Raw genomic sequence first — 21,580 nt, forward strand, 5'->3', positions numbered from 1 at the left:
CTGTCCGTTAATTGCGCCGGCTTCTTTTAGTGCTTCTAAAATAGCCATTAAGTCACCAGGCGCTGCGCCTACTTCGTTAATTGCGCGAACTAAATCGTCAAGGCTTACACCTGGATTAAATACAAAGGCGCGCGAGTCGTCTTGGTTTACATCAATAATACTTTGCTGTGTGACAACTGTATCACCGTTTGCTAGCGGGTTTGGTTGTGACACATTTTGTTGTTCTGCAATTGTTACTGTTAAGCCACCGTGAGTTATAGCCGCAGGCTGAAGCTTAACGTTTTTGCCAATGACAATTGTACCGGTGCGCGAGTTAACTATAATTTTAGCGGCCATGTCAGCTGGTTTAAATTCTAAGTTTTCGAGTGTTGATAAGTACGATACACGCTGGGATGCATCGCGTGGTGCAATAACACGGATAGAAACAGAATCAATTGCTTGTGCGCTATTTGGGCCAACTAGGTCATTAATTGTTTTTTCTAGGCGTTTTGCCGTTGTAAAGTCTGGGCGGTTTAGGTTGAAGGTAATGTAATCGCCTTGCATAAATGGGCTTTCTACAGTGCGTTCAACTGTTGCGCCATTTGGTATACGACCAACTGTAGGGGTGTTAATTACAACCTTACTACCATCAAGGCCTTGTGCGCCTAAGCCACCGACAATTAAGCTACCTTGTGCAATAGCGTATACGTTACCGTCTACACCCTTTAGAAAGGTTTGTAGTAAAGTACCGCCACGTAAACTGCCTGCACTACCAATAGAAGAAACCGTAATATCTATTGTTTGTCCGGGCTTTCTAAATGCAGGTAATTCTGCATGCACAGCAACAGCGGCAACATTTTTAATTTTAGGACTTTGAGTTGAAGGTAGCGTAATACCAAAGCTGTTCAACATGCCTCTAAAACTTTGTTGTGTGTATGAGTTTTGCTCGCCAGTGCCTGGTAAACCAACCACTAAGCCATAACCAACTAATTGGTTAGAGCGTACGCCTTCAACCATAGACACATCTTTTATGCGCTCAGCACTGGCAGTAAACTGCCAACCTAATAACACAACTAAACATAAAGCTTTAAGGCTATTCATGTTGTTACCCTCTAAAATGGAAACAGCGAACTGCTAAAGAAACGTGTAAGCCAACCAGGACTTTGCGCTTCTTGCGTTTGCCCTTTACCTGAGTATTGAATACGTGCATTAGCAATACGGTTTGATTCAACCGTATTATCGGCGCTTACGTCTTGAGGGCGTACTAGCCCTTCTAAACGAATAAACTCTTCGCCGGTATTAAGCGTTAGCCATTTTTCGCCGCGTATAACTAAATTACCGTTAGGTAAAACGCGCATTACATTAACCGAAATATCGCCCACTAAGCTGTTTGACTGGTTTGATTTTGAATCGCCCGTAAACGACGAATCACTACCAATACCAAACTGAATACTATCGCCACCTATATTTACAGGTAGACCACCTAATCCAATAACGGGGTCTAAGCTTGCGTCGGTTTCTTTGTCTGTTTCTGTTTTAGCGGCTTTTGTTGCTTGAGTAGACTCTTGCAATTTAACCGTAATTATATCGCCAGTACGTAGCGCTTTTTTATCAGAATATAAGTCGTTTGATGTATGAGTATTAAACAATGAACCTGTGGCTACCAGCGGCTCTAAAATAGGCTCGGGGTACATAGGTGCATAGTAAGGGTCGTCCTGCACTACTTCACTATTTTGCGTAGACATACAGCCACTTAAAAATAATGTGCCCGCTGCAAATAAAATAATATTACGCATAATTCCCCCTACTCTATTAAAGCTGTTGATTGATATAACTCATCATTTCGTCAACGGCCGAAATTACTTTTGAGTTCATTTCGTAAATACGCTGAGTTTCAATTAGGTTTACGAGCTCTTCAGTTACATTTACGTTTGATGTTTCGAGTGAGCCTTGAATAATGCTACCTAATCCTTCAACACCGGGATTACCTTGTACCGGCGCACCACTTACAGCGGTTTCGGTATATAGGTTTTGACCAATTGGTTCAAGGCCCGACGGATTAATAAAATCACTAATAGTAAGCTGACCAATTACCACGTTATCGGCTTGGCCTGCAACACGTACAGATACTTCGCCGTCTTGCGAAACCGTAATTGATTGCGCGTCATCTGGTACATTCATTTCTGGCTGAATAACGTAACCTGCGCCCGATGTTACAATTCGGCCATCGCCATCGGTAGTAAACTGGCCGTTGCGCGAGTAAGCAATATTGCCATCTGGTTGCAGTACTTCAAAAAAACCTTCGCCAGAAATCATCCAATCTAGTGAGTTTTCGGTGGTTAGCATGTTGCCTTGCGTAAACTCTTTTTGGTTAGCTACAACTTTAGCACCCGCACCTAACATTAAGCCCGACGGCATTTCGGTATCTTGCGATGAACGACCACCTGGTTGATTAATATTTTGATAAAGTAAATCTTCAAATATAGCGCGGCTTTTTTTGTAACCAACCGTACTGGCATTCGCTAAATTATTTGAAATAACCGATATATCGGTTTGTTGAGCGTCTAGCCCAGTTTTACTGATCCATAATGCTGGATTCATAATCGTGTCCTCACTTTAAAGTTAAACTATGCGTAATAACTGATCTTGACGCTCGTCAATTTCTTCAGCTGTTTTCATTAATTTCACTTGTAATTCAAATTGGCGCTGGTGGCTTATCATGTCGACCATTTCGTGAACAGGGTTCACATTCGACATTTCAAGCGAACCACTTAAAACTTTTACATTGGCAGAGGTATCTACTGTTACATTTGCTTTTGGTCTAAATAAACCATCGTTACCTTTTTCGAGCTGTGAGCTATTTGCTTCTACTACTCTAAGCGTGTCTATTTCTTCTAAAAAGTTAGCGGGAGCGCCTTGTGGTCGAACTTGAATAGCGCCATCTTGGCTAAACCCTATTTTTTCGACTGGGACGGGTAAAATAACAGGTCCCCCTTCGCCAATAACTTGACGACCATGGCTGGTTACGAGCATGCCTTGAGCAGTAACGTTTAACGTACCCACTTTTGTGTAAGCTTCATTACCGGAGGCATCTTGCACAGCAAGCCATGCGTTATCGCTCATTGCGATATCTAAGTCTCGCCCGGTTTGAACAATGCCACCCGATACCATGTTTGAACCCGGACGCTCTTGCATTGAAAATACACGTGTAGGCAAACCTTCGCCAAACGCTTGCATAGAACGCGCCTGCGCAAAGTCAGCTTTAAAACCCGTTGTATTTGCATTTGCCAAATTATTGGCTTTTAAAGCAAGCCCTTGTAGGCTTTGCTTAGCGCCAGAGGCCGCAATGTAGACCATTTTGTCCATAGTATCGACTCACATAAAAAATCTCTGAACTTATAAATGCAAAATAGGTGCCAGATTAAATTTGACGCAACATTGAGAGGTATTTAGAAGGGCTTACAAAGAGGACTTATAAAAAAGGCTGCAAAAATGCAGCCTAATATATTTAATGAGGTTTAGCTTATCGAATCTGCAAAATACTTTGCTGAATAGTTGAGTTAACTTCAAGCGCACGTGAGTTTGCTTGGTAATTACGCTGTGCAGTAATTAAGTCTACTAGTTCATTAGTAAGGTTTGTATTTGATTGCTCAAGCGCTGATGAGTTAATTCCACCAAATGTACCCGAACCAGCTTCACCCGCTACAGGTTCACCTGAATCAATACTTTGCTTCCAGCTTGTATCACCCACTTGTGATAACCCTTGTGAATTTGGAAAACGTACCATAGCCACTTGGCCTAGGAATGTTGAGTCACCATTACTGTAAGAAGCGACAATTTTACCGTCTGTGCCAATATCAATTCCGGCTAAACGACCAACTGTTGAGCCATCTTGATCGAGTGCTTTTACTTCAAAACCACTTGAATACTGAGTTGGGATACGTCCTGCCGTGTTATTTTCATCGCGCCAGTTAAGCTCAATACCAGTACCAGGGAAAGTTGCACCATTGTCTAGTAATGTTGATAAACCAGCGCCAGAACCCGCTGGTAGTAATATTTCATCAAAAGTAGTTGTATTTGTATTTGCCACACCACCTGTTGTTGATGGCAAACCACTTGAGTTAAAACCTAGGGTAGTCAGTGGTGTATAAGGTGTCGTTGTTTGTTCTCCACCAGTTGTGCCATCAACTACTTTGCCATCGAGTGTTGCGTATACTTCCCAACTGTTATCTGTACCACCTGCTGCGGCATCATCTTCTTTAGCAAAAAAGTACTGTAAGATGTGCGGCTCACCTAGTGAATCATATACTGTTGTTGACGTAGATGAGTTATAAGTACCACTAGACGTAGGGTCAAAATCTAGACCTGATGGATCCGCCGTTGCATCTAAGTTAAACGACAAAAATACATTTTCTGTTGCGCGAGGAGAACCAGACGAATCAGGGATTTGAATTGGATCAGTTGTGCTCAAACTTACCGACGTTGTATCACCTGTAGATGAATCAACAGGGAATGCTTGTAAAAAGTTACCTTTTGCGTCAACCATAAAGTTATCTTGGTTAAGCTTAAATGCACCCGCACGTGTATATGTTAAATCTTGCGAAGATAAATCGTCGGTCATCGCAAAATAACCTTCACCAGTGATTGCTAAATCAAGTGAGTTATTTGTAAATTGCAGTGAGCCTTGGTGAAACTGCTGCGCAACCATGGTTGTTTGCACACCGTCACCATTTTTAGTCTTACCAGAGCTAAACACTGATGAAGCGTAAACATCGGCAAACTCAGCGCGTGACTCTTTAAAACCTGTGGTATTAACGTTTGCAATATTATTTGCCGTTACGTCTAAATCTTTTTGCGCGGCAGCAAGGCCGGTTAATGCAATATTGAAGCTCATAATTCACCTCTAACCTGTTAGTCTGTGGCCTGCTAGCAGGCGAAAAATACTAAAATTTATTACGCGATTTCTGCTACATCTGTCAGCCTAACCGCACCTTCTTTAGTGTTAATAATAATGCCACTTGAGCCATTAATATTAACGCTTTCAATGTTCTTGAATGTAGCAATGGGCAAGCTTGAAAATTCGCCGTCAGTACTTCCTTCGGCGGTTACTGAGTATTCACCTTCAGGTAAACGCTCACCGGCTTCATTTTTGCCATCCCACGCAAAACGTACTGCACCTGCTGATTGAGAACCCATATCAATAGTTCTCACTAGCTGACCTGATGCATCTGTCACTTTAATTTTTAAGTTATCAACGGCTTCTTCTGCCACTGCAGAGCCTCTGGCATCACCCGTTTCATTTAAATCCAGGGTGTTTGACTCAAGTAAAGCTTGCTTGCCAACAAGTGTTGATGCTTGCAATGCTGAATTTGATGTCATAGAAGACGCTAAGCTATCAAAATTTGAATTTAAATCGCTGATGCCTTGCGCCATTGTAAAGCTCGTCATTTGAGCAATCATTTGATCGTTATCCGCAGGGTTACTGGGATCTTGAAACGATAATTGCTGAGTTAACAAAGAGAAAAAGTCTTCTTGTGTTAACGCATCACTCTCAGTATCACTGGTAGCAACTTGTTGCTCTTGCCAGCGTATAGAGTCTAAATAGGATGAAGATGTACTAATATCGTTACTCATAACCTACCCTCGGTTACCGCTGCCCTAGCAACAGTGTTTTACTTAGCATTTGCTTTGCTGCATCAGCAACTTGCACGTTTGTTTGGTAAGAACGAGAGGCAGAAATCATATTTGCCATCTCCTCTACAACATTAACGTTGGGTTTATAGATATAGCCATTTTCATCCGCACTTGGATGATTTGGGTTATATTCAATTTGTAATGGTGCATTACTTTCAACAATGCCCAAAACTTTAACACCAACTGCGGAGCCCTGCTGGTTACTTGCTGATGCTGAAGCTTTTGTTAGCTCAGCCGCAAATACAGGTTGGCGCGCTCGGTACGTTTTGTCTTGAGATGAACTAATGGTATTAGCATTAGAAATATTACTAGCTGTAGTATTTAAGCGAACGTTTTGTGCGCTCATACCCGAACCTGCAATATCGAAAACATTATATAAACTCATAATTTTTATCCTTGACTACCGAGAGCTTTATTCAGACCTTTGAATCTGCCGCTTAAAAATTGCAAGCTGGCCTGATACTCCATAGCATTCTGTGTATACAAGTTTCGTTCCACTTGTATATCAACCGAGTTACCATCACCTGTATCTGATTGATTTGGCAAACGAAATGATTCTGAACTGCCCATACTATGAGTACCTCCACCAATGTGTTTATCATTAGTTCTTACCATAGTATTGCCGCTTTGCTGGGTTGACCTTGCCGCTTTTAATGCTGAGGCAAAGTCTATATCTTTTGCTTTATAGCCAGGCGTATCAGCGTTAGCTATATTAGTTGCAATTAATTCAGCTCGCTGTGAACGGATCAACATGGCTTGCGGATGCACACCTAATGCTTTATCAAAACTGATAGCCATAACCTTCTCCAAAAAATTGACTTACCCATGAATAAAGCAAAAAATAAGCCATTAATATTAGGAAGTGTTATATTTTTATAAGACTATGTATCTAAATAGAAAAACGACGCTTGGTGCGTCGTTTTAGGGAAATGAATTAACTTAATTATTTCTTTTGGTAAATGATACCGGGGTTGCATCTAACCATATCAAATTCAGTACTTAAGCCAGTCAAGGACTCTGACGCTCCTAAAAATAAGTACCCTTTTGGGTTTAATGCTTGTGCAAACTGATTAATAATTTTAGCTTTTATTTCAGGCGCAAAATAAATAAGTACATTACGGCAAAAAATAATATCAAACTTGCCCATTAACGCGTAAGAATCAAGCAAATTCAGGTGCCTAAAACTAACTTGTTTTTTTATTGTATCGTTTACTTGTGCCATACCATTGCCGCTGTCTTTAAAAAACTTTTTACGACGCTCTGCAGATAACCCTCTGGCAAGTGCAAGCGCGTCATACTCTGCATTTTTACACATATCAAGCATGGTATTAGATATGTCGGTACCAATAATTTGTGCACCCATACGAAGCACACCAGGTTGCTTAGTATTAAATTCAGCTACTGACATAGCTATTGAATAGGGTTCTTGTCCTGATGAGCTGGCAGCAGACCAAATTTTTAAAGGCCTTCTTAAGTCTTTAAACTCAGGAAAAAGCTTATTTTGGAGCAACTCAAACGGGTATTGATCTCTAAACCACAACGTTTCGTTTGTGGTCATTGCATCAACCACTGCGGCTCTTAATTGCCGCTCGTGAGGCCCGAGAGTTTTACTAACCAACTCCGATAAAGATCCCACATTAAATCGAGTCATTAACGGAGCAAGTCGGCTTTTAACTAAATACTGTTTGTTTTCACCTAAAACAATGCCGCATTGCTGCTCTAAAAACGAACGAAACTGGTCGTATTCACTTTGCTGCAAATCTTTATTATTCAAGTTAGTAGCACCTATTTTTGTTAATCACAATGAACCCACTTTTTAACTGCTGTTGCTAATTCGTCAGGGTTAAATTTAGCAATAAAGTCATCTGCCCCGACTTTTTCAATCATAGCCTGGTTAAAAACACCACTCAGAGAGGTATGCAAAATAACATGCAAAGGTGCAAGTTTGGGATCTGCTTTTATTTCAGCTGTTAAGGTATAGCCGTCCATTTCTGGCATTTCAACGTCTGAGATAAGTAACGCTACTCGCTCAGTAATATCGTTTTTACAATCAAGCTCTGCTATTTCTTTTAATCTTATAAGTGCTTCTTTACCATTTTTGGCAAGCTCTGTTTGCACGCCTAACGGCTCTAGGGCACGTTTAACTTGATTACGCGCAACAGCAGAGTCATCTGCAATAAATACGATACGTTCGCCTAAATCTTTTTGAATATCGCCACTTTGTGCAACTTCAGCACTTACTTCTGTGTTTACTGGGCAAATTTCGTTGAGAATTTTTTCTACATCGAGAATTTCGACTAATTCATTTTCGATTTCGGTCACTGCCGTTAAATATGAATAACGTCCGGCGCCTGATGGCGGTGGCATTATTTTTTCCCAATTCATATTTACAATACGTTCAACTCCGCCCACTAAAAACCCTTGCACAGAGCGATTGTATTCAGCAATGATTATAAAGCTGTCTTTAATGTTGTCGATTGGGCGCCCACCTACAGCCATTGATAAATCAATAACCGAAATGGTTTGACCACGAATATGTGCAACACCACGAATATACGGATTAGATTTTGGCATGCTTGTTAGTGGAGGGCATTGCAGCACTTCTCTCACTTTAAATACATTAATACCAAAACGCTGACGCCCTCTGAGCTTAAATAAAAGTAATTCTAGGCGGTTCTGCCCAACCAACTGTGTGCGTTGGTTTACTGAGTCTAAAATGCCTGCCATTCAAATCTCCTAAAGAAAACAAATAATACGGAACGATAATTGCTTTCTATTTATAAAGCTACATAACATCGCGGGTGCGTCTACTTTTTGACGCAAAATATTTATACCCTGTTTGAAACCATAAGCATAGTCGAAACATTATGAGTTTGTTAAAAAAAATCAGAAGATACAGTGTTTTTTATTTTGTTACTAGCTTGTGCTTTGTATTCCCTTTGCAAGCTAAAGTGTTTAGTAAAGATTTATTACAAGACATGGCCGTTGCTTATATAGCTAAGCAGATTGGTACATTGCAAAATACTAATACTCAATTAAGTGCACTGCCTTTAGATAGTCGCATTCCTGATCGTGTCTGTAATACTGAACTTGAATTATCAACATCCGATGAGCCACCATTTAACCGCCAAGTAACCTTACAAGCCAAGTGCAATGATGCGCAAACGTGGGCTCAATACGTTCATGTAAGAGTTGTTGAAATGGCTCCAGTTGTTGTTGCCACTGCTAATTTAACCCGCGGTGAAGTAATAACTAAATCGCATTTAAGTATTGAAATGAAACCAACTCACTTTGTACGCATACAGTACTTAGATGACCCCACAATGCTAATAGGCAGCAGAAGTAAACGAAATATTAGAAGTGGTATGCCAGTATTACTAAACCAAATTTGTATGGTGTGTAAAGGTGACTCTGTTAATATTTACGCTAACCTTAGAGGCCTTAGAATTAAAACCACAGGTATTGCTTTAGAAGACGGTACTTTGGGCGAACAGATACAAATAAAAAACAAAAAATCAGGTAAAGTTTTAAATGCGCGAGTAGATGGTGTAGAGTCTGTTCAAGTGAATATTTAATTTAGATTTATACTAAAGTATCCTACGTATATGCCGATAACATGGCATAAGTTGGGTAATATACGGGTTTATTATTATGGTTAATCAAGTTAATGGCAGTAATCAACAAGCTAATGCGCTTACAAATGCAAAGCAGCAACAAGTTGATTTAAAAAAAGATAATGCTAATACACAAGCTGCTCAGGCTCCTTCGCCTAAATCTGCAAGTGACTCTGTAAGTTTAACGCCGCAGGCACAGCAATTAAAAACGCTTCAAGATAAAGCGCAGCAATCGCCTGGCTTTGACAGCGATAAAGTTGCTGAGCTAAAAAAAGCAATAACTGAAGGTAAATACCAAGTGGATAGTGAAAAGCTTGCTAAAAACTTAGCTGATTTTGAGTTTAACGTGTATGGCTGATCATAATAGTTTAATTAGCGTAAAACTAAACCAACAAGTAAGTTGTTTAGATTCTTTGCATACGCTATTAAACGACGAGCTTACTGCTATTGCCTCACGACGTGGTGCTGGTTTAAAAGAAATTGCCCAACAAAAAATGTCTTTTTTAACTAAGTTAAGCACTCTTGATAAAGAGCTAAGTAAGCTAATTGCTAGTAACGACTCACAAAATCCTGAAATATCTGAGCTAATAAGCCAAGTTAAAACTCAACTTGCACAATGCCAAAAACAAAATAACGTTAATGCTCATGCTGCCCGCCAAGCGCAACTAAGTGTTAAACAATTAAAAGAGATATTAATTGGCGCACCAACGTCAATGACCTACGACCAAGCCGGTAAGTCTGTAAATACCGAGAGTAAACTGGTTCGTAACTTAAAAGCTTAAGCCCAAAATTTTACATTAAAAAAGCCTTATTGACTTATCAATAAGGCTTTTTTAATGTCCTTTATTCTTAAATTTAGTTATAAATAATACCAATTCACTTAATTATGTAAGCCCCCTTAATAATTAAGAGGGCTTTATTGATATTAAATATCCGTTTGATTATTACTACTTTCAATTAAGTGTTTGATCATCTCTTCCGATTGATTTTGTACATCAACCGCAGGTGCTGCTGCATCAATGCTTCCCCCACTTTGAGCTGGAGTATAAGCAATTGCAGAGCCTTCGTCTTCAACCAGTGTATTTAGCGCTATAAGCTGCTCTGCATCTTCGTTAATGATTACATCATCAATATTAAGCGGCTCCGCCGAACTCATTTGCACCGTTTGCTCAGGCGTTGATAGACCACTCAAGTTACCTAAATCTATCGTTTCAGTGCTTAATATGTTGTTGCTTGAAAGCAGATAAAACCTTTGTTATTGAACGATCTAAAATAAGTGGCAATAAAATACATCTGTTGAGCACTACGCAATCTGCTTAAAATTAATCCTAACAACAGCATAGCACTCAATATAGGAGGATGAGGTATTTTGAATAACTTTTTTAGTAGTACGTTACTTTTTTAACTTCGCGTGGTTTTACTTCACCTATGTATAAATCGTGCACACGCTTCATATTAAGCTCAAGCTCGGTCACGTAAGTGTCATCTACTGCGTAAGTTTTAATTATTTGTGCACCTTTAATAAGCCCCTGCACTTTACTTTCTAAGTAATCGTCTTGAGCAATTGAGCCTTCCACCGTTGTTCCTGCGGTAATTTTTTGCCCATATACTTGCTCAGTAAGCTCCCGGTAAGCTTCAAGCTTAGAAGCCTTAATGGCCATAAGTTGCTTTTGCGACGCGTTAGCGCCTTTTTGCAAGCTAATAGGTGCATACCCTATCGCTTTTAAAACGGGGTAATTATTTGGCTCTACATATTTATATTCAACATGCTTATCAAAAACGCTGCTACAACCACCTAAGGTTAAACACCCAAGTGTAATAAGTAATGAAATTGCTCGCATAGCATTTAGCCCTTGTATAGTAATTAGCAGTACATATGCACGTTTAATGCCATTTATAGCATTACTAATAATTACCAAATAACATTGGTACAGTCCTTGCTCTACCTAGTTAATAGCTAACGTTTAATTGGAGTAAAAGTATGAAGTCGTTTTTATCATTGGCATTTGCAGGATTAAGTGCAACGGCATTATTAACGTTCTCCCCTTTTACTAAAGCACAGTGGTATGAATCAACGGGTCACGCGAACGTCCAAAATGGTGATACAAGCGCGGCTAAATCTGCCGCTATAAAAGATGCGATTACACAGGCGTTAGTATTCTCTGGCGCACGGGTTAGCTCTGTGCAAACGTTGGTAGATGGCGTGTTGATGCAAGATCAGCTAAAAATTAGCAGCCACGGAGAAATTCAAAAAATTGAACTGGTCAGCGAAAATAAATACGACAATAAATTTGCCGTTACATTACGGCTCGATATTTTTTCTCAAACAGAGCAATGCCCACAAAATAGTTTTAATAAGTTTGTGGCCGTTACACAAAGCCAACTTGTTCATCGTGAACACGCCAAAATGGGTCAAATATTTGACGTAAGCAAAGCTATTAGCAAAAATATTTTTACTTCCCTGCAAAAATCAAAAATGAGCGCAGTACCTATTGCTTACTATAATAATGCAATAAGCGTTGATAAGTACTTTTCGCAGCAGCACGACTATTCAAACGCTCAATTAGAAGAAATATCTTCGCGCAGTAACGCTCAATATGTTCTGCTTAGCCAAATAACCAGCCTTTCGACTAGCGACAAACTCAATAACGATTATGCATTTTGGCAAGACGAGGCGTATGAGCGCAGTTACAACATTGAGTTTGCACTGTTTGATGGCACTACCTATGAGCAACTTTGGCAAAATAGTTACCATACTCAAGCAATTTGGCCATTTGAAAAAACAACCATAGTTGACGTTAATAGTGATAGGTTTTGGCAATCGCCTTATGGGCAAAGCATAACCGATATCAACCAAGCAGTAAGTTATGACATTCAAGCAGCCATGGCGTGTTTGCCAACTCAAGGCAAAATAATGCACATGGAAAATAGCAAAATTGTTATTAATTTAGGTAAAGCTCATGGGTTAAAAAAAGGCCAGATGCTAAGCATTGCGCACCATAACTATTTAACCGACGCGGCAGGTAATGTTATGCCACACACCATCACCACGCTTAATAAAATTCGCGTTGAGCAGCTTTATCAGCAAACTGCAGTAGCTGTCAGTATTGATGACAAACCACTACCTGGCGTGCAAATTAACGATGTAGTAGAAATAATCAGCCAAGATCTTTAGTTAATTTAGCTTTTAAATTAGGGTGAGCCGATAACCACTTGCCCAATTGTTCTACACCCGATAAATGCGGATAATGCTTTCTGCATGCAAACACCACATTACGCTGCTGATTAGGGAATATAGGCAAGTAATCAATCCCTACACGGTCGGTACATGCCAGTTTTGGTACAAATGTAATACCGTCATCCATGGCCACTAACGCTAATAATGTTTCTAAACTATTACCTTTATACTGATTAGATATATCGACTCCCGCAGAAAAACAAAACTTTTGGGCTTGATCTTTAAAGCAATGACCATCACTTAACATTAGTAGGCTGCATCCTTGAAGGTCGTTCAACGCCACTTTTTTATGCTTAGAAAGCGCGTTATCTTGTGATACCGCCACTAAAAAATCTTCTTTGTATAAAGCAACCGTATGGTAATTAATAAGCTCTGGCACATCGGCTAAAATAGCAAAGTCGAGTTCGCCATTATTTAAAGCTTCTAAAATTGTTGCTGTTTGCATCTCAATAAACGAAAACTGACTATCAATAAATGCCGCTTTCATTGATGTTAATAACGCAGGCAACAAGTAAGGCGCAATGGTAGGAATAATACCAATAGTTAATTTACCTTGTAGAGGCTCATTAGAAGTAGCAGCAAGTTCTTTGAGTATTTGCGTTTGTTCTAAAATAATCTCTATTTGCGTCAACAAACGTTCACCTTTTGCTGTTAACGTAACTTGTTTAGTTGAGCGGTCAAATAAAGTAACGCCAAGCTCATGTTCGAGTTTTTTTACTTGGCCACTTAATGTAGGCTGACTTACAAAACATGCATTGGCAGCTTTGCGAAAGTGCTTGTATTGCGCTATTGCTTTTACATATTCAAAATCTTTTAAGTTCATATTCAGCTCCGCATGATAGTTTATAACTATCAGTTTAATACAAACAAACGATTGGAACTATATTTAATTGTTCGCCATAATGGCTATCAACAAATCAAGAGGAACAAAAAACTATGTTAAACAATATCGAAGGTCAAACAGTCCCAAGTGTTACATTTGCAACTCGTCAAAATAACGAATGGAAATCAGTAACAACAGATGAAATTTTTAAAGGTAAAACGGTTGTAGTGTTTTCACTACCTGGTGCATTCACACCAACATGTTCATCAACTCACTTACCACGTTACAACGAATTAGCAGGCGTACTTAAGCAAAACGGCGTTGACGAAATTGTATGTTTATCAGTAAACGATACCTTTGTAATGAACGCATGGGCTGAGCATCAAGAAGCGCAAAACATTACTTTATTACCAGACGGCAACGGCGAATTTACTGACGGCATGGGCATGTTAGTAGACAAAAACGACCTAGGCTTTGGTAAGCGCAGCTGGAGATACTCTATGCTTGTTAAAGATGGCGTGATTGACAAAATGTTCATCGAACCAGATTTACCAGGTGACCCGTTTGAAGTATCTGACGCAGACACAATGCTTGATTACATCAACCCTAAGCAAGCTAAACCAGAGCCAGTAACTGTATTTACTAAACCTGGTTGTCCGTTCTGTTCAAAAGCTAAAGCGCTTCTTACAGAAAAAGGCTTTGCATTTGAAGAAATTGTTATGGGCTCAGGCGCATCACTAACAAGCCTTAAAGCAGTATCTGGCCGTGAAACCGTTCCACAAGTATTTATTGGCGGTAAGCACATTGGTGGCTCAGATGATTTAGAAAAATACTTTGCTTAATTAATAATTTTGCTCAATTAGTAAATATAAATAGGGGCACTGGTTGCCCCTATTTTATAAGGAAAAAATAATGAAAGAATTGCAAACCGACGTTGTTGTTATTGGTGCGGGTACTGCGGGTTTAAGTGCTTATCGTAATGCTAAACAATTTACAAATAACGTACTTATGATCGAATCAGGCCCTTACGGCACTACCTGCGCACGAGTTGGTTGCATGCCGAGTAAATTATTAATTGCAGCTGCTGAAGCTGCGCACTCAATCACAATGGCACCTGCATTTGGTGTACACAGCTCTGCACCACGTATTAATGGTAAAGAAGTGATGGCACGCGTTAAAAGCGAACGCGACCGCTTTGCCGGATTTGTAGTAGAAGCTGTAGATGAATTACCAGATGGTGATAAAATTCGTGGTTACGCTAAATTTTTAGACACAAACCGCATACAAATAGACGACCACACAATTATTACAGCAAAACGCTTTGTAATTGCTACCGGTTCACGCCCTTCGTACCCTGGCGTATTTAATAACTTTGGCGACAAACTTATTATAAACGACGACGTATTTGATTGGGATGACCTACCAGAATCAGTCGCTGTATTTGGCCCTGGTGTAATAGGTCTTGAAATTGGCCAAGCACTTAGCCGACTAGGCGTAAATGTAAAACTATTTGGTGTAGGCGGCGCAATTGGCCCACTTACAGATCCAGTAGTAAAAGACTACGCAAACACTGTTTTTGCCGAAGAATTTTTTGTTGATACCGACTCAAACGTATCCGACATGATGCAAGTAAACAGCAAAGCGCAGCTTACTTACACCGACAAACAAGGTGAAAAACACACCGAACAGTTTGACTACGTACTTGCAGCCACAGGCCGAGTACCTAACGTAGATAAACTAGGCCTTGAAAACACAGGCATTGAACTTGATGAACGCGGCGTACCGCACGCAGACACACATACAATGCAGTGTGGTGAGTCGAACATATTTATAGCAGGCGATGCAAGTAACATGCTACCACTGTTACACGAAGCATCTGACCAAGGTGCTATTGCAGGTCAAAATGCAGGGCGCTTCCCAGATGTACGTATAGGTCTGCGCAGAGCAAAAATTGCAGCTGTATTTAGCGACCCACAAATAGCAATGGTAGGCGAAAGCTACAAGCAAATTACTGACCGATTAGGCCCATGCGGTTGTTTTGAAGTAGGCGAAGTAAGCTTTGAAAACCAAGGCCGTAGCCGAGTAATGCTTAAAAACAAAGGTCATATGCGTGTATATGCAGAGCAAGGCACAGGCTTATTTTTAGGTGCAGAATTTATTGGCCCACAAGCCGAACACATCGCTCACTTATTAGCTTGGGCTGTACAAAACAAAATGACCGTACCAGAAATGCTTGATATGCCATTTTACCACCCAGTAATTGAAGAAGGGTTACGCACCGCTCTTCGCGACTTAAACGCCAAACTTAAATTTGGCCCAGACATTGTAAATTCATGTATGGAATGTGGCCCAGGCGCATAACCTATTTACCACACATACAAACTTGCTAAGTAAAAGCCAAAACTAACGTTTTGGCTTTTTTTTATAATTTTTTTAAGCTTACCTCTCAAAAAAAAATTTAGTTGTTACACTTAATTGTTAATCGAATCAAAAAAGATAAAAACATCACCTAGTTCTAGCGCAATTTTCTTAACGTTAGATAGACTCTCTATATAAGCAGATTTGTATTATTTAATAAAGTTATCTCTGAGTAACGACACTACTTCGTTAGTACGACCATTTAGTACTGCTTTAAGGCCAAATAAAGCCGTAGAGGCTACCTGCCCTGCTTCTATTTTAGGCGGCATGACTAACTCCATTCTATTTACTTTTACTTCTAATAAAGCCGGTCCTTTTGCATCTAGCCATGCGCGCATCGTTGAAGGCAGTTCATCAGGGTCTGATACTTGCCAACTGTGCAAGCCAATTTGCTGTGCTAATAGAGCAAAATTAGGGTTCGAGAGACCTGTGTAACTATCAAGTAAGCCTTCTACCCTTTGCTCCATTTCTACAAAGCCGAGTGAGTCATTGTTAAAAATTAAAATTTTAACTGCTATTTTCTCTTGCACTAAGGTAAGTAAATCTCCCAATAACATGGTGATCCCGCCATCGCCACACATCGCTATTACTTGCCTATCAGGATATGCATTTGCAATTCCTAATGCCTGAGGATACGCATTTGCCATAGTACCATGCAATAAACTGGCTAAAAAACGGCGCTCTCCTGTAGCCTTTAAATGCCTTAATAACCAAACCATTGGACTTCCTCCATCGGCGGNGGCCTGTTCACTGAGTAGCTGCGCCAGGTACTGCGGGTGAATAAGGTCAGAGTCGTGTTTTGCCTTTTTATTGTAGCCCTGAGTGTCTTTTTTCCACTGCTCAAGCGATTCATTCAAATGTCTATTATCTGATTTTTGTTCAAGTAGTGGGGTTAACGCAGCTAAAGTATCTTTAACATCGCCCACTAAACCAAGTTCGATAGGCGAACGGCGCCCTAAATGGTTAGCCTCTTTATTGATTTGCACAATACGGGCTTTTTCAGGATAAAATTGGGTATAGGCAAAGTCAGAACCTAAGCAAATTAACAAATCGCAATCGCTCATTGCTTGCACTCCTGCAAGATTTCCTAAAATCCCTGTCATACCAATGTTAAAAGGGTTATTAGGCTCTACAAATTCTTTTGCTCGCGAACTATGAGCTATCGGAGCGTTTAACTTTTTTGCCAAAGTAATAAGTTGATCATGCGCCTTTCGGGCGCCAATACCTGCGTAAATGGTAATGCGCTTTGCATCGAGAATCATACCAGCAAGCTTTTTGAGTTCGTCGTCACTTGGACGAATAACCGGTTGAGGCTGGTGAACCGACCAAGGCAAATCATCATCTATTTTCTCCTTAAATACATCGCCATTAACTACAACCACCGCCACCCCCTTGTGTGCCAATGCCGCTTGAGCAGCCTGGGTTACGATACGCCGAGCTTGATCTGGGTGGCTAATACGCTTACAAAATACAGAGCACTGCTCGTAAATTTTGGTTTGGTCCAACTCTTGTGGAAAATCCATTCCTTCCTCCGCCCTATCAATGTTGGAGGCTATTAAAACAACAGGGGCACCATTACGGTGGCTTTCAAAAATACCATTTACAAAATGTAAGCTGCCAGGTCCACATGTTCCAGCACAAACAGCAAGCTGCTCTGTCATATAAGCTTCTGCACCGGCGGCAAAGCCACCTACTTCTTCATGACGTACATTGACCCACTTTAAATCGGTGTGCCTAATCGCATCAGTAAAATGATTTATTGTGTCGCCAACAATACCATAACAACGTTTTGCTCCCGCTTGTACGAGAGTGTCTGCTATAACGTGTGAAACTGTTGTACTCATTAGTAATGTCCTCTTTTATGTGCTAATAACGTTGTTCCCATTGCATCGGTTAAATTTTTAATTGGCTTAAATGTATCTTTAGAAGCAGCTTCCCACCAATCGCAATACGCTGTATCGCCAGGGGTATCAAGCAAACTGTTAGGAGGTAAAAATGGATGGACTTCCATAATTGACTTAGATTGTGCTGCATCTATGCGCGTTATAATTTGATGGGGATCTAACTCACTAGGATGAACGCCACCGCAGGAGCCCACAATTTCACCTAATGCAGCTAACGTTTTAGAATGAAACAGCGCTGCTCTTTGTGATTGTATTTCTATATCTAACGAGCGTTGGCGCTGTGGATCTTGGGTGGTGATCCCCGTAGGGCACGTCCCTTTGTCACAACGCTTAGCTTGCACACAACCAATGGAAAACATAAACGCACGCGCGGCATTACACCAATCAGCGCCTAAAGCAATATGCTTAGCCATGCCCATACCATTATAAATTTTACCACTGGCACCGAGCTTTATATGCTTCCTTAACCCCGTACCCACTAACATATTTTGCATCATTACTAAACCATCCTCTAAAGGCATACCAACCCAATCCGACAATTCATTAGGTGCAGCGCCCGTACCGCCTTCTGCGCCATCGACCACAATAAAATCAGGGTAAATTTCAGTGCTAAGCATAGCTTTACCCAACGCCATAACCTCGTGGGGCATACCAACGCACAGCTTTAACCCTACTGGCTTACCGCCAGAAAGCTCACGCATATGTTGTGCAAATTCAAGTAATTCAACGGGTGTTGAAAAAGCAGAGTGCCCAGCGGGCGACAAACAATCTTCATGAGCGGGAACTTTACGGGTGCGGGCTATTTCTTCAGTTACCTTAGAGCCTGGTAACAAGCCACCATGGCCTGGTTTAGCACCTTGACTGAGTTTTATTTCAGTCATTTTTACTTGTTTACTTTGTGCAGTATCAGCAAACTGCTTTGGATCAAAATTGCCGTGCTCGTCGCGACAACCAAAGTAGCCAGTGCCTAACTCCCATACAATGTCGCCACCATGCTTTTTATGATACTCACTAAGCCCTCCTTCCCCGGTATCATGATAAAAGTCACCTATTTTAGCGCCTTTATTTAATGCCTCAACTGCTCTACCCGATAATGCGCCGAAGCTCATTGCCGATATATTTAATAAGGATGCTTCATAAGGTTGGCTAGATTGCTCATTACCAATAGTTACCCTTGGCTTAGTATCTGGCTGAGATTTAGGTGCCATAGAGTGGCAAACCCACGTATAACCATCTTCTTTTACGTTGCGTTCTGTACCTAAAGGCCGCGTATCACTTTTACCTTGCGAGCGAGCATAAATAAGATTACGCGCTTCAAAACTGTAAGGTGTACCTTCTAAATCATCCTCCACAATGTATTGGCGTAAAAATGGTCGTAAGTCGTAAAATATGTGCCTTATCCATGCTATTACCGGATAATTTCTAAGCAACGTGCTACTAGTTTGCAACCTGTCTTTAATGCCTAGTGCCACAAAAAAACCAGCAATAATGATGACGAATATTGAGAGGTAATTATAAGGATTTAAAAACAGAACTAGCACTAACACAATCAATGCACTGATCGGTAAAAAAGCGCGCATTAATAAATGAAAAAAAGAAGCCATTTGTTTCATTATCGTATTTCCCTTTCTTTTGAGTGAGCAAAAGCAAGGTGAAAGCATATACTAACCCAAGCTCGAGCAATTAATAATCTACTCTAGGGACACACTATAATAAGCAAACTGAACAAAAACTGATGAAAGAGACTAAAAAAGGAACAAACAAAAATGGGCTACGCTCAATCAACTAATAGCAATTGCATTAAATAAGTGATCTATTATAGCGCTAAGAAAATAGCACAATAACAAGGCAAAATTGTGATGTATAAAGTCAAAATTTGATGATCATATACAAAGCTCCTAGAGTTTTTCGATATAGTTGTGTTGACCAAGACATAAACGTTATCAGAGGAGCTTAGTATAAAACTATATGGTGGGGTGGAGTTGACTTGCATTCAAATAATAGTGTAATTCCTATCATTAATGAACAGGGTGAAACGCTTAACTGCAATCGTTTAAATAATGACATCTCTGTCATTTTATCTTTTTAGCCCCTTATAAATACAAGCTAGCAGGACTTGTTGTTGAATCAACATTTAATTTGTATTGGTTAGTTGATGCATTAATAGCTGCAAAGTTTAAACTTCACTTAGCGAATCCAGCTGCAACCCAGCAATACTCTGGTTAAAAATATACCAACGAGCATAGTGATGCACGCCGGTTAGCTGAAATGCTAAGTCTAGATATACTCTCTGGAGGCTATATTTATCCCCGAGAACTCAGGGCTGTTCGAGATTTAATGCACAAACAAATGGACATTGTTCAACAGTCCACTAAAAACTTATTATCGGTGTAAAGTTGTTATATGCGTCATCTTGGTTATAAGCTCGGTAGCAACAAAATGACCGTACCAGAAATGCTTGATATGCCATTTTACCACCCAGTAATTGAAGAAGGGTTACGTACCGCCCTTCGCGACTTAAACGCCAAACTTAAATTTGGCCCAGACATTGTAAATTCATGTATGGAATGTGGTCCAGGCGCATAACCTATTTGCCACACATACAAACTTGCTAAGCAAAAGCCAAAACTAACGTTTTGGCTTTTTTTTATAATTTTTTTAAGCTAACCTCTCAAAAAAAAATTTAGCTGTTACACTTAATTGATAATTCAATTAAAAAGATGGAATAGCTATGCCCAATAATAAATTTAGACTAGTCACTCGCAGCGATTTTGATGGCTTAGTTTGTGCCGTATTGCTCAAAGACTTAGACCTAATTGACGATATTTTATTTGTTCATCCAAAAGACATGCAAGATGGCAAAATAGACATTACCGTAAACGACATTACGACCAACCTCCCCTACGTTGCAGGCTGTCATATAGCATTCGATCATCACCTTAGCGAAACCGTTCGCAACTCAAGCGACATAAAAAACCATATTATTGACCCAAAAGCCCCATCAGCAGCTCGCGTAGTTTATGACTATTATGGCGGCGCTGAAAAACTTCCAAATATTTCTGTTGAAATGATGGACGCGGTAGACAAAGGCGATGCTGCTCAGTTTTCAAAAGACGAAATATTAAACCCAACCGATTGGGTATTAATGAACTTTATTATGGATGCGCGAACTGGACTTGGCCGTTTTCGCGAGTTTAAAATTTCAAATTACCAATTAATGATGCAACTGATTGATGCGTGTAAAGATCAGAGCATCGAAGAAATCCTACAAATGGAAGACGTAGCCGAACGTGTTGCTTTATATAACGAGCATAACGAAAAAGCCAAAGAGCAAATTTCTCAATGCGCTACCGTTCATAAAAACTTAGTAGTCCTTGATTTAACTCAAGAAGAAACAATTTACGCCACAAACCGATTTGTTATTTATGCCATGTACCCCGACTGCAATATCTCGATTCATAAAATGTGGGGCCTTAAAAAGCAAAATGTGGTGTATGCCATAGGTAAATCAATAACTAACCGCAGTTCAAACACCAATGTTGGCGAACTGTGCCTTAAATACGGCGGCGGCGGCCATTTAAATGCAGGTACTTGCCAAGTAGAAACAAGTAAAGCTGAAGCTGTACTTAGCGAATTGATTGATAAAATTACAAGTGATGGTTAGTTGTAAGCTGTTATCTACCTAGCAGCGAAATATAGTGTATTAGTATTGACTATAGCCTCAGTTGAGTTTGGGTTGAACCAAAGTTAGGATCCTGAATTCATTCCGGGTGTGGGTAAAATTATTGATCATACTTTCAACCATAAGTTGATTTATGTTTTCATGCAGCGCGATAGATTACGTGGCGAAAAGTAGCCTAGCAAAGCACGTTATTATCACCAATAGTGTTAGTATTGAGTGCCGACTAGC

Annotated in this window: 22 protein-coding genes and 1 pseudogene; 8 read left to right on the forward strand and 15 right to left on the reverse strand. The window is 40.2% G+C overall.

The window, feature by feature from the left end; genetic code table 11:
- The 10 genes from L652_RS0121340 to L652_RS0121385 form a co-directional block, all read right to left on the reverse strand.
- Positions 1 to 1,080: flagellar basal body P-ring protein FlgI (locus tag L652_RS0121340; RefSeq protein ID WP_024594820.1), on the reverse strand; the 1,080-nt coding region annotated here is incomplete at its 3' end.
- Positions 1,081 to 1,091: 11 nt separating this feature from the next.
- Positions 1,092 to 1,775 (reverse strand): flagellar basal body L-ring protein FlgH, encoded by a 684-nt coding sequence (flgH, locus tag L652_RS0121345; protein ID WP_002959418.1) that lies wholly within the window; start codon positions 1,773 to 1,775, stop codon positions 1,092 to 1,094.
- A gap of 16 nt (positions 1,776 to 1,791) precedes the next feature.
- A complete protein-coding gene (gene flgG, locus L652_RS0121350; RefSeq protein WP_002959420.1) occupies positions 1,792 to 2,580 on the reverse strand; it encodes a flagellar basal-body rod protein FlgG in 789 nt (262 codons plus the stop codon).
- Between the two features lie 21 nt (positions 2,581 to 2,601).
- A complete protein-coding gene (locus tag L652_RS0121355; RefSeq protein ID WP_007581863.1) occupies positions 2,602 to 3,345 on the reverse strand; it encodes a flagellar basal body rod protein FlgF in 744 nt (247 codons plus the stop codon).
- A gap of 157 nt (positions 3,346 to 3,502) precedes the next feature.
- A complete protein-coding gene (flgE, locus tag L652_RS0121360) occupies positions 3,503 to 4,873 on the reverse strand; it encodes a flagellar hook protein FlgE (RefSeq protein WP_007581862.1) in 1,371 nt (456 codons plus the stop codon).
- Between the two features lie 59 nt (positions 4,874 to 4,932).
- Positions 4,933 to 5,613 carry a flagellar hook assembly protein FlgD gene (locus L652_RS0121365; protein WP_024595787.1) on the reverse strand — a complete coding sequence of 227 codons (681 nt, stop codon included), beginning with the start codon at positions 5,611 to 5,613 and terminating at the stop codon, positions 4,933 to 4,935.
- Between the two features lie 13 nt (positions 5,614 to 5,626).
- Positions 5,627 to 6,058: a flagellar basal body rod protein FlgC gene (flgC, locus tag L652_RS0121370; protein ID WP_024595786.1), complete on the reverse strand. Its 432-nt coding sequence runs from the start codon at positions 6,056 to 6,058 to the stop codon at positions 5,627 to 5,629.
- 5 nt (positions 6,059 to 6,063) lie between these two features.
- A complete protein-coding gene (flgB, locus tag L652_RS0121375) occupies positions 6,064 to 6,471 on the reverse strand; it encodes a flagellar basal body rod protein FlgB (RefSeq protein ID WP_010553246.1) in 408 nt (135 codons plus the stop codon).
- A 145-nt stretch (positions 6,472 to 6,616) separates the two neighbouring features.
- Positions 6,617 to 7,447, reverse strand: coding sequence for a protein-glutamate O-methyltransferase CheR (locus L652_RS0121380; RefSeq protein ID WP_007581859.1), 831 nt, complete (start codon positions 7,445 to 7,447; stop codon positions 6,617 to 6,619).
- A gap of 20 nt (positions 7,448 to 7,467) precedes the next feature.
- Positions 7,468 to 8,400 carry a chemotaxis protein CheV gene (locus L652_RS0121385; protein ID WP_007581858.1) on the reverse strand — a complete coding sequence of 311 codons (933 nt, stop codon included), beginning with the start codon at positions 8,398 to 8,400 and terminating at the stop codon, positions 7,468 to 7,470.
- Between the two features lie 140 nt (positions 8,401 to 8,540).
- Here L652_RS0121385 and flgA point away from each other — a divergent pair, with 140 nt between their 5' ends.
- The 3 genes from flgA to L652_RS0121400 all read left to right on the forward strand — a co-directional run bounded on the left by flgA (position 8,541) and on the right by L652_RS0121400 (position 10,069).
- Positions 8,541 to 9,248 carry a flagellar basal body P-ring formation chaperone FlgA gene (flgA, locus tag L652_RS0121390; RefSeq protein ID WP_007581857.1) on the forward strand — a complete coding sequence of 236 codons (708 nt, stop codon included), beginning with the start codon at positions 8,541 to 8,543 and terminating at the stop codon, positions 9,246 to 9,248.
- A gap of 76 nt (positions 9,249 to 9,324) precedes the next feature.
- Positions 9,325 to 9,645: a flagellar biosynthesis anti-sigma factor FlgM gene (gene flgM / locus L652_RS0121395; protein ID WP_024595785.1), complete on the forward strand. Its 321-nt coding sequence runs from the start codon at positions 9,325 to 9,327 to the stop codon at positions 9,643 to 9,645.
- Positions 9,638 to 10,069, forward strand: coding sequence for a flagellar protein FlgN (locus L652_RS0121400; RefSeq protein ID WP_024595784.1), 432 nt, complete (start codon positions 9,638 to 9,640; stop codon positions 10,067 to 10,069). The genes flgM and L652_RS0121400 overlap by 8 nt, the downstream gene beginning before the upstream one ends.
- A gap of 143 nt (positions 10,070 to 10,212) precedes the next feature.
- On the opposite strand, the gene L652_RS0121405 is transcribed toward L652_RS0121400, so the two are convergent.
- Together L652_RS0121405 and L652_RS0121410 are read right to left on the reverse strand one after the other, a co-directional pair.
- The gene (locus L652_RS0121405; protein ID WP_024595783.1) at positions 10,213 to 10,479 is read right to left on the reverse strand and encodes a hypothetical protein; all 267 of its coding nucleotides are present in this window, start codon (positions 10,477 to 10,479) and stop codon (positions 10,213 to 10,215) included.
- A 190-nt stretch (positions 10,480 to 10,669) separates the two neighbouring features.
- Entirely contained in the window at positions 10,670 to 11,128 is a 459-nt protein-coding gene (locus L652_RS0121410) for an LPP20 family lipoprotein (protein ID WP_008168853.1), read from the reverse strand.
- Positions 11,129 to 11,268: 140 nt separating this feature from the next.
- On the opposite strand from L652_RS0121410, the gene L652_RS0121415 reads away from it, so the two are divergent.
- Positions 11,269 to 12,462, forward strand: coding sequence for a flagellar assembly protein FlgT (locus L652_RS0121415; RefSeq protein ID WP_024595782.1), 1,194 nt, complete (start codon positions 11,269 to 11,271; stop codon positions 12,460 to 12,462).
- On the opposite strand, the gene L652_RS0121420 is transcribed toward L652_RS0121415, so the two are convergent.
- The gene (locus L652_RS0121420; protein ID WP_024595781.1) at positions 12,446 to 13,348 is read right to left on the reverse strand and encodes a LysR substrate-binding domain-containing protein; all 903 of its coding nucleotides are present in this window, start codon (positions 13,346 to 13,348) and stop codon (positions 12,446 to 12,448) included. The genes L652_RS0121415 and L652_RS0121420 overlap by 17 nt on opposite strands.
- Positions 13,349 to 13,461: 113 nt before the next feature.
- On the opposite strand from L652_RS0121420, the gene L652_RS0121425 reads away from it, so the two are divergent.
- The gene (locus L652_RS0121425) at positions 13,462 to 14,190 is read left to right on the forward strand and encodes a glutathione peroxidase (RefSeq protein WP_024603642.1); all 729 of its coding nucleotides are present in this window, start codon (positions 13,462 to 13,464) and stop codon (positions 14,188 to 14,190) included.
- A 70-nt stretch (positions 14,191 to 14,260) separates the two neighbouring features.
- Entirely contained in the window at positions 14,261 to 15,709 is a 1,449-nt protein-coding gene (locus L652_RS0121430) for a dihydrolipoyl dehydrogenase (protein ID WP_024595779.1), read from the forward strand.
- A gap of 206 nt (positions 15,710 to 15,915) precedes the next feature.
- Here the strand turns inward: L652_RS0121430 and L652_RS0121435 are convergent, their stop codons facing one another.
- Together L652_RS0121435 and L652_RS0121440 are read right to left on the reverse strand one after the other, a co-directional pair.
- Positions 15,916 to 17,610, reverse strand: coding sequence for a thiamine pyrophosphate-dependent enzyme (locus L652_RS0121435; RefSeq protein WP_024603643.1), 1,695 nt, complete (start codon positions 17,608 to 17,610; stop codon positions 15,916 to 15,918).
- Complete coding sequence (locus L652_RS0121440; protein WP_024595777.1) at positions 17,610 to 19,283, reverse strand: FMN-binding glutamate synthase family protein; 1,674 nt, start codon at positions 19,281 to 19,283, stop codon at positions 17,610 to 17,612. The genes L652_RS0121435 and L652_RS0121440 overlap by 1 nt, the downstream gene beginning before the upstream one ends.
- Before the next feature lie 820 nt (positions 19,284 to 20,103).
- Between L652_RS0121440 and L652_RS0121445 the strand changes: the two are divergent.
- Together L652_RS0121445 and L652_RS0121450 are read left to right on the forward strand one after the other, a co-directional pair.
- Positions 20,104 to 20,256 (forward strand): annotated as a pseudogene (locus L652_RS0121445) (dihydrolipoyl dehydrogenase); the annotation flags it as partial.
- Positions 20,257 to 20,401: 145 nt separating this feature from the next.
- Positions 20,402 to 21,334 (forward strand): exopolyphosphatase, encoded by a 933-nt coding sequence (locus tag L652_RS0121450; RefSeq protein ID WP_024595775.1) that lies wholly within the window; start codon positions 20,402 to 20,404, stop codon positions 21,332 to 21,334.
- The last annotated feature ends 246 nt before the right edge of the window (positions 21,335 to 21,580 follow it).

This window comes from Pseudoalteromonas sp. TB25, assembly GCF_000497995.1.
In the GTDB taxonomy this organism is placed as follows: Bacteria; Pseudomonadota; Gammaproteobacteria; order Enterobacterales; family Alteromonadaceae; genus Pseudoalteromonas; species Pseudoalteromonas distincta.

Bases quoted from the DNA above. Each gene is read 5' to 3' on its own strand.
- L652_RS0121420 (WP_024595781.1), bottom strand. From the start codon at position 13,348: ATGAACTTAAAAGATTTTGAATATGTAAAAGCAATAGCGCAATACAAG.
- L652_RS0121385 (WP_007581858.1), bottom strand. From the start codon at position 8,400: ATGGCAGGCATTTTAGACTCAGTAAACCAACGCACACAGTTGGTTGGG.
- flgE (WP_007581862.1), bottom strand. From the start codon at position 4,873: ATGAGCTTCAATATTGCATTAACCGGCCTTGCTGCCGCGCAAAAAGAT.
- flgB (WP_010553246.1), bottom strand. From the start codon at position 6,471: ATGGCTATCAGTTTTGATAAAGCATTAGGTGTGCATCCGCAAGCCATG.
- L652_RS0121365 (WP_024595787.1), bottom strand. From the start codon at position 5,613: ATGAGTAACGATATTAGTACATCTTCATCCTATTTAGACTCTATACGC.
- L652_RS0121450 (WP_024595775.1), top strand. From the start codon at position 20,402: ATGCCCAATAATAAATTTAGACTAGTCACTCGCAGCGATTTTGATGGC.
- L652_RS0121425 (WP_024603642.1), top strand. From the start codon at position 13,462: ATGTTAAACAATATCGAAGGTCAAACAGTCCCAAGTGTTACATTTGCA.
- L652_RS0121440 (WP_024595777.1), bottom strand. From the start codon at position 19,283: ATGAAACAAATGGCTTCTTTTTTTCATTTATTAATGCGCGCTTTTTTA.
- flgH (WP_002959418.1), bottom strand. From the start codon at position 1,775: ATGCGTAATATTATTTTATTTGCAGCGGGCACATTATTTTTAAGTGGC.
- L652_RS0121410 (WP_008168853.1), bottom strand. From the start codon at position 11,128: ATGCGAGCAATTTCATTACTTATTACACTTGGGTGTTTAACCTTAGGT.
- L652_RS0121430 (WP_024595779.1), top strand. From the start codon at position 14,261: ATGAAAGAATTGCAAACCGACGTTGTTGTTATTGGTGCGGGTACTGCG.
- L652_RS0121355 (WP_007581863.1), bottom strand. From the start codon at position 3,345: ATGGACAAAATGGTCTACATTGCGGCCTCTGGCGCTAAGCAAAGCCTA.
- flgA (WP_007581857.1), top strand. From the start codon at position 8,541: ATGAGTTTGTTAAAAAAAATCAGAAGATACAGTGTTTTTTATTTTGTT.
- L652_RS0121415 (WP_024595782.1), top strand. From the start codon at position 11,269: ATGAAGTCGTTTTTATCATTGGCATTTGCAGGATTAAGTGCAACGGCA.
- flgC (WP_024595786.1), bottom strand. From the start codon at position 6,058: ATGAGTTTATATAATGTTTTCGATATTGCAGGTTCGGGTATGAGCGCA.
- flgG (WP_002959420.1), bottom strand. From the start codon at position 2,580: ATGAATCCAGCATTATGGATCAGTAAAACTGGGCTAGACGCTCAACAA.
- L652_RS0121400 (WP_024595784.1), top strand. From the start codon at position 9,638: ATGGCTGATCATAATAGTTTAATTAGCGTAAAACTAAACCAACAAGTA.
- flgM (WP_024595785.1), top strand. From the start codon at position 9,325: ATGGTTAATCAAGTTAATGGCAGTAATCAACAAGCTAATGCGCTTACA.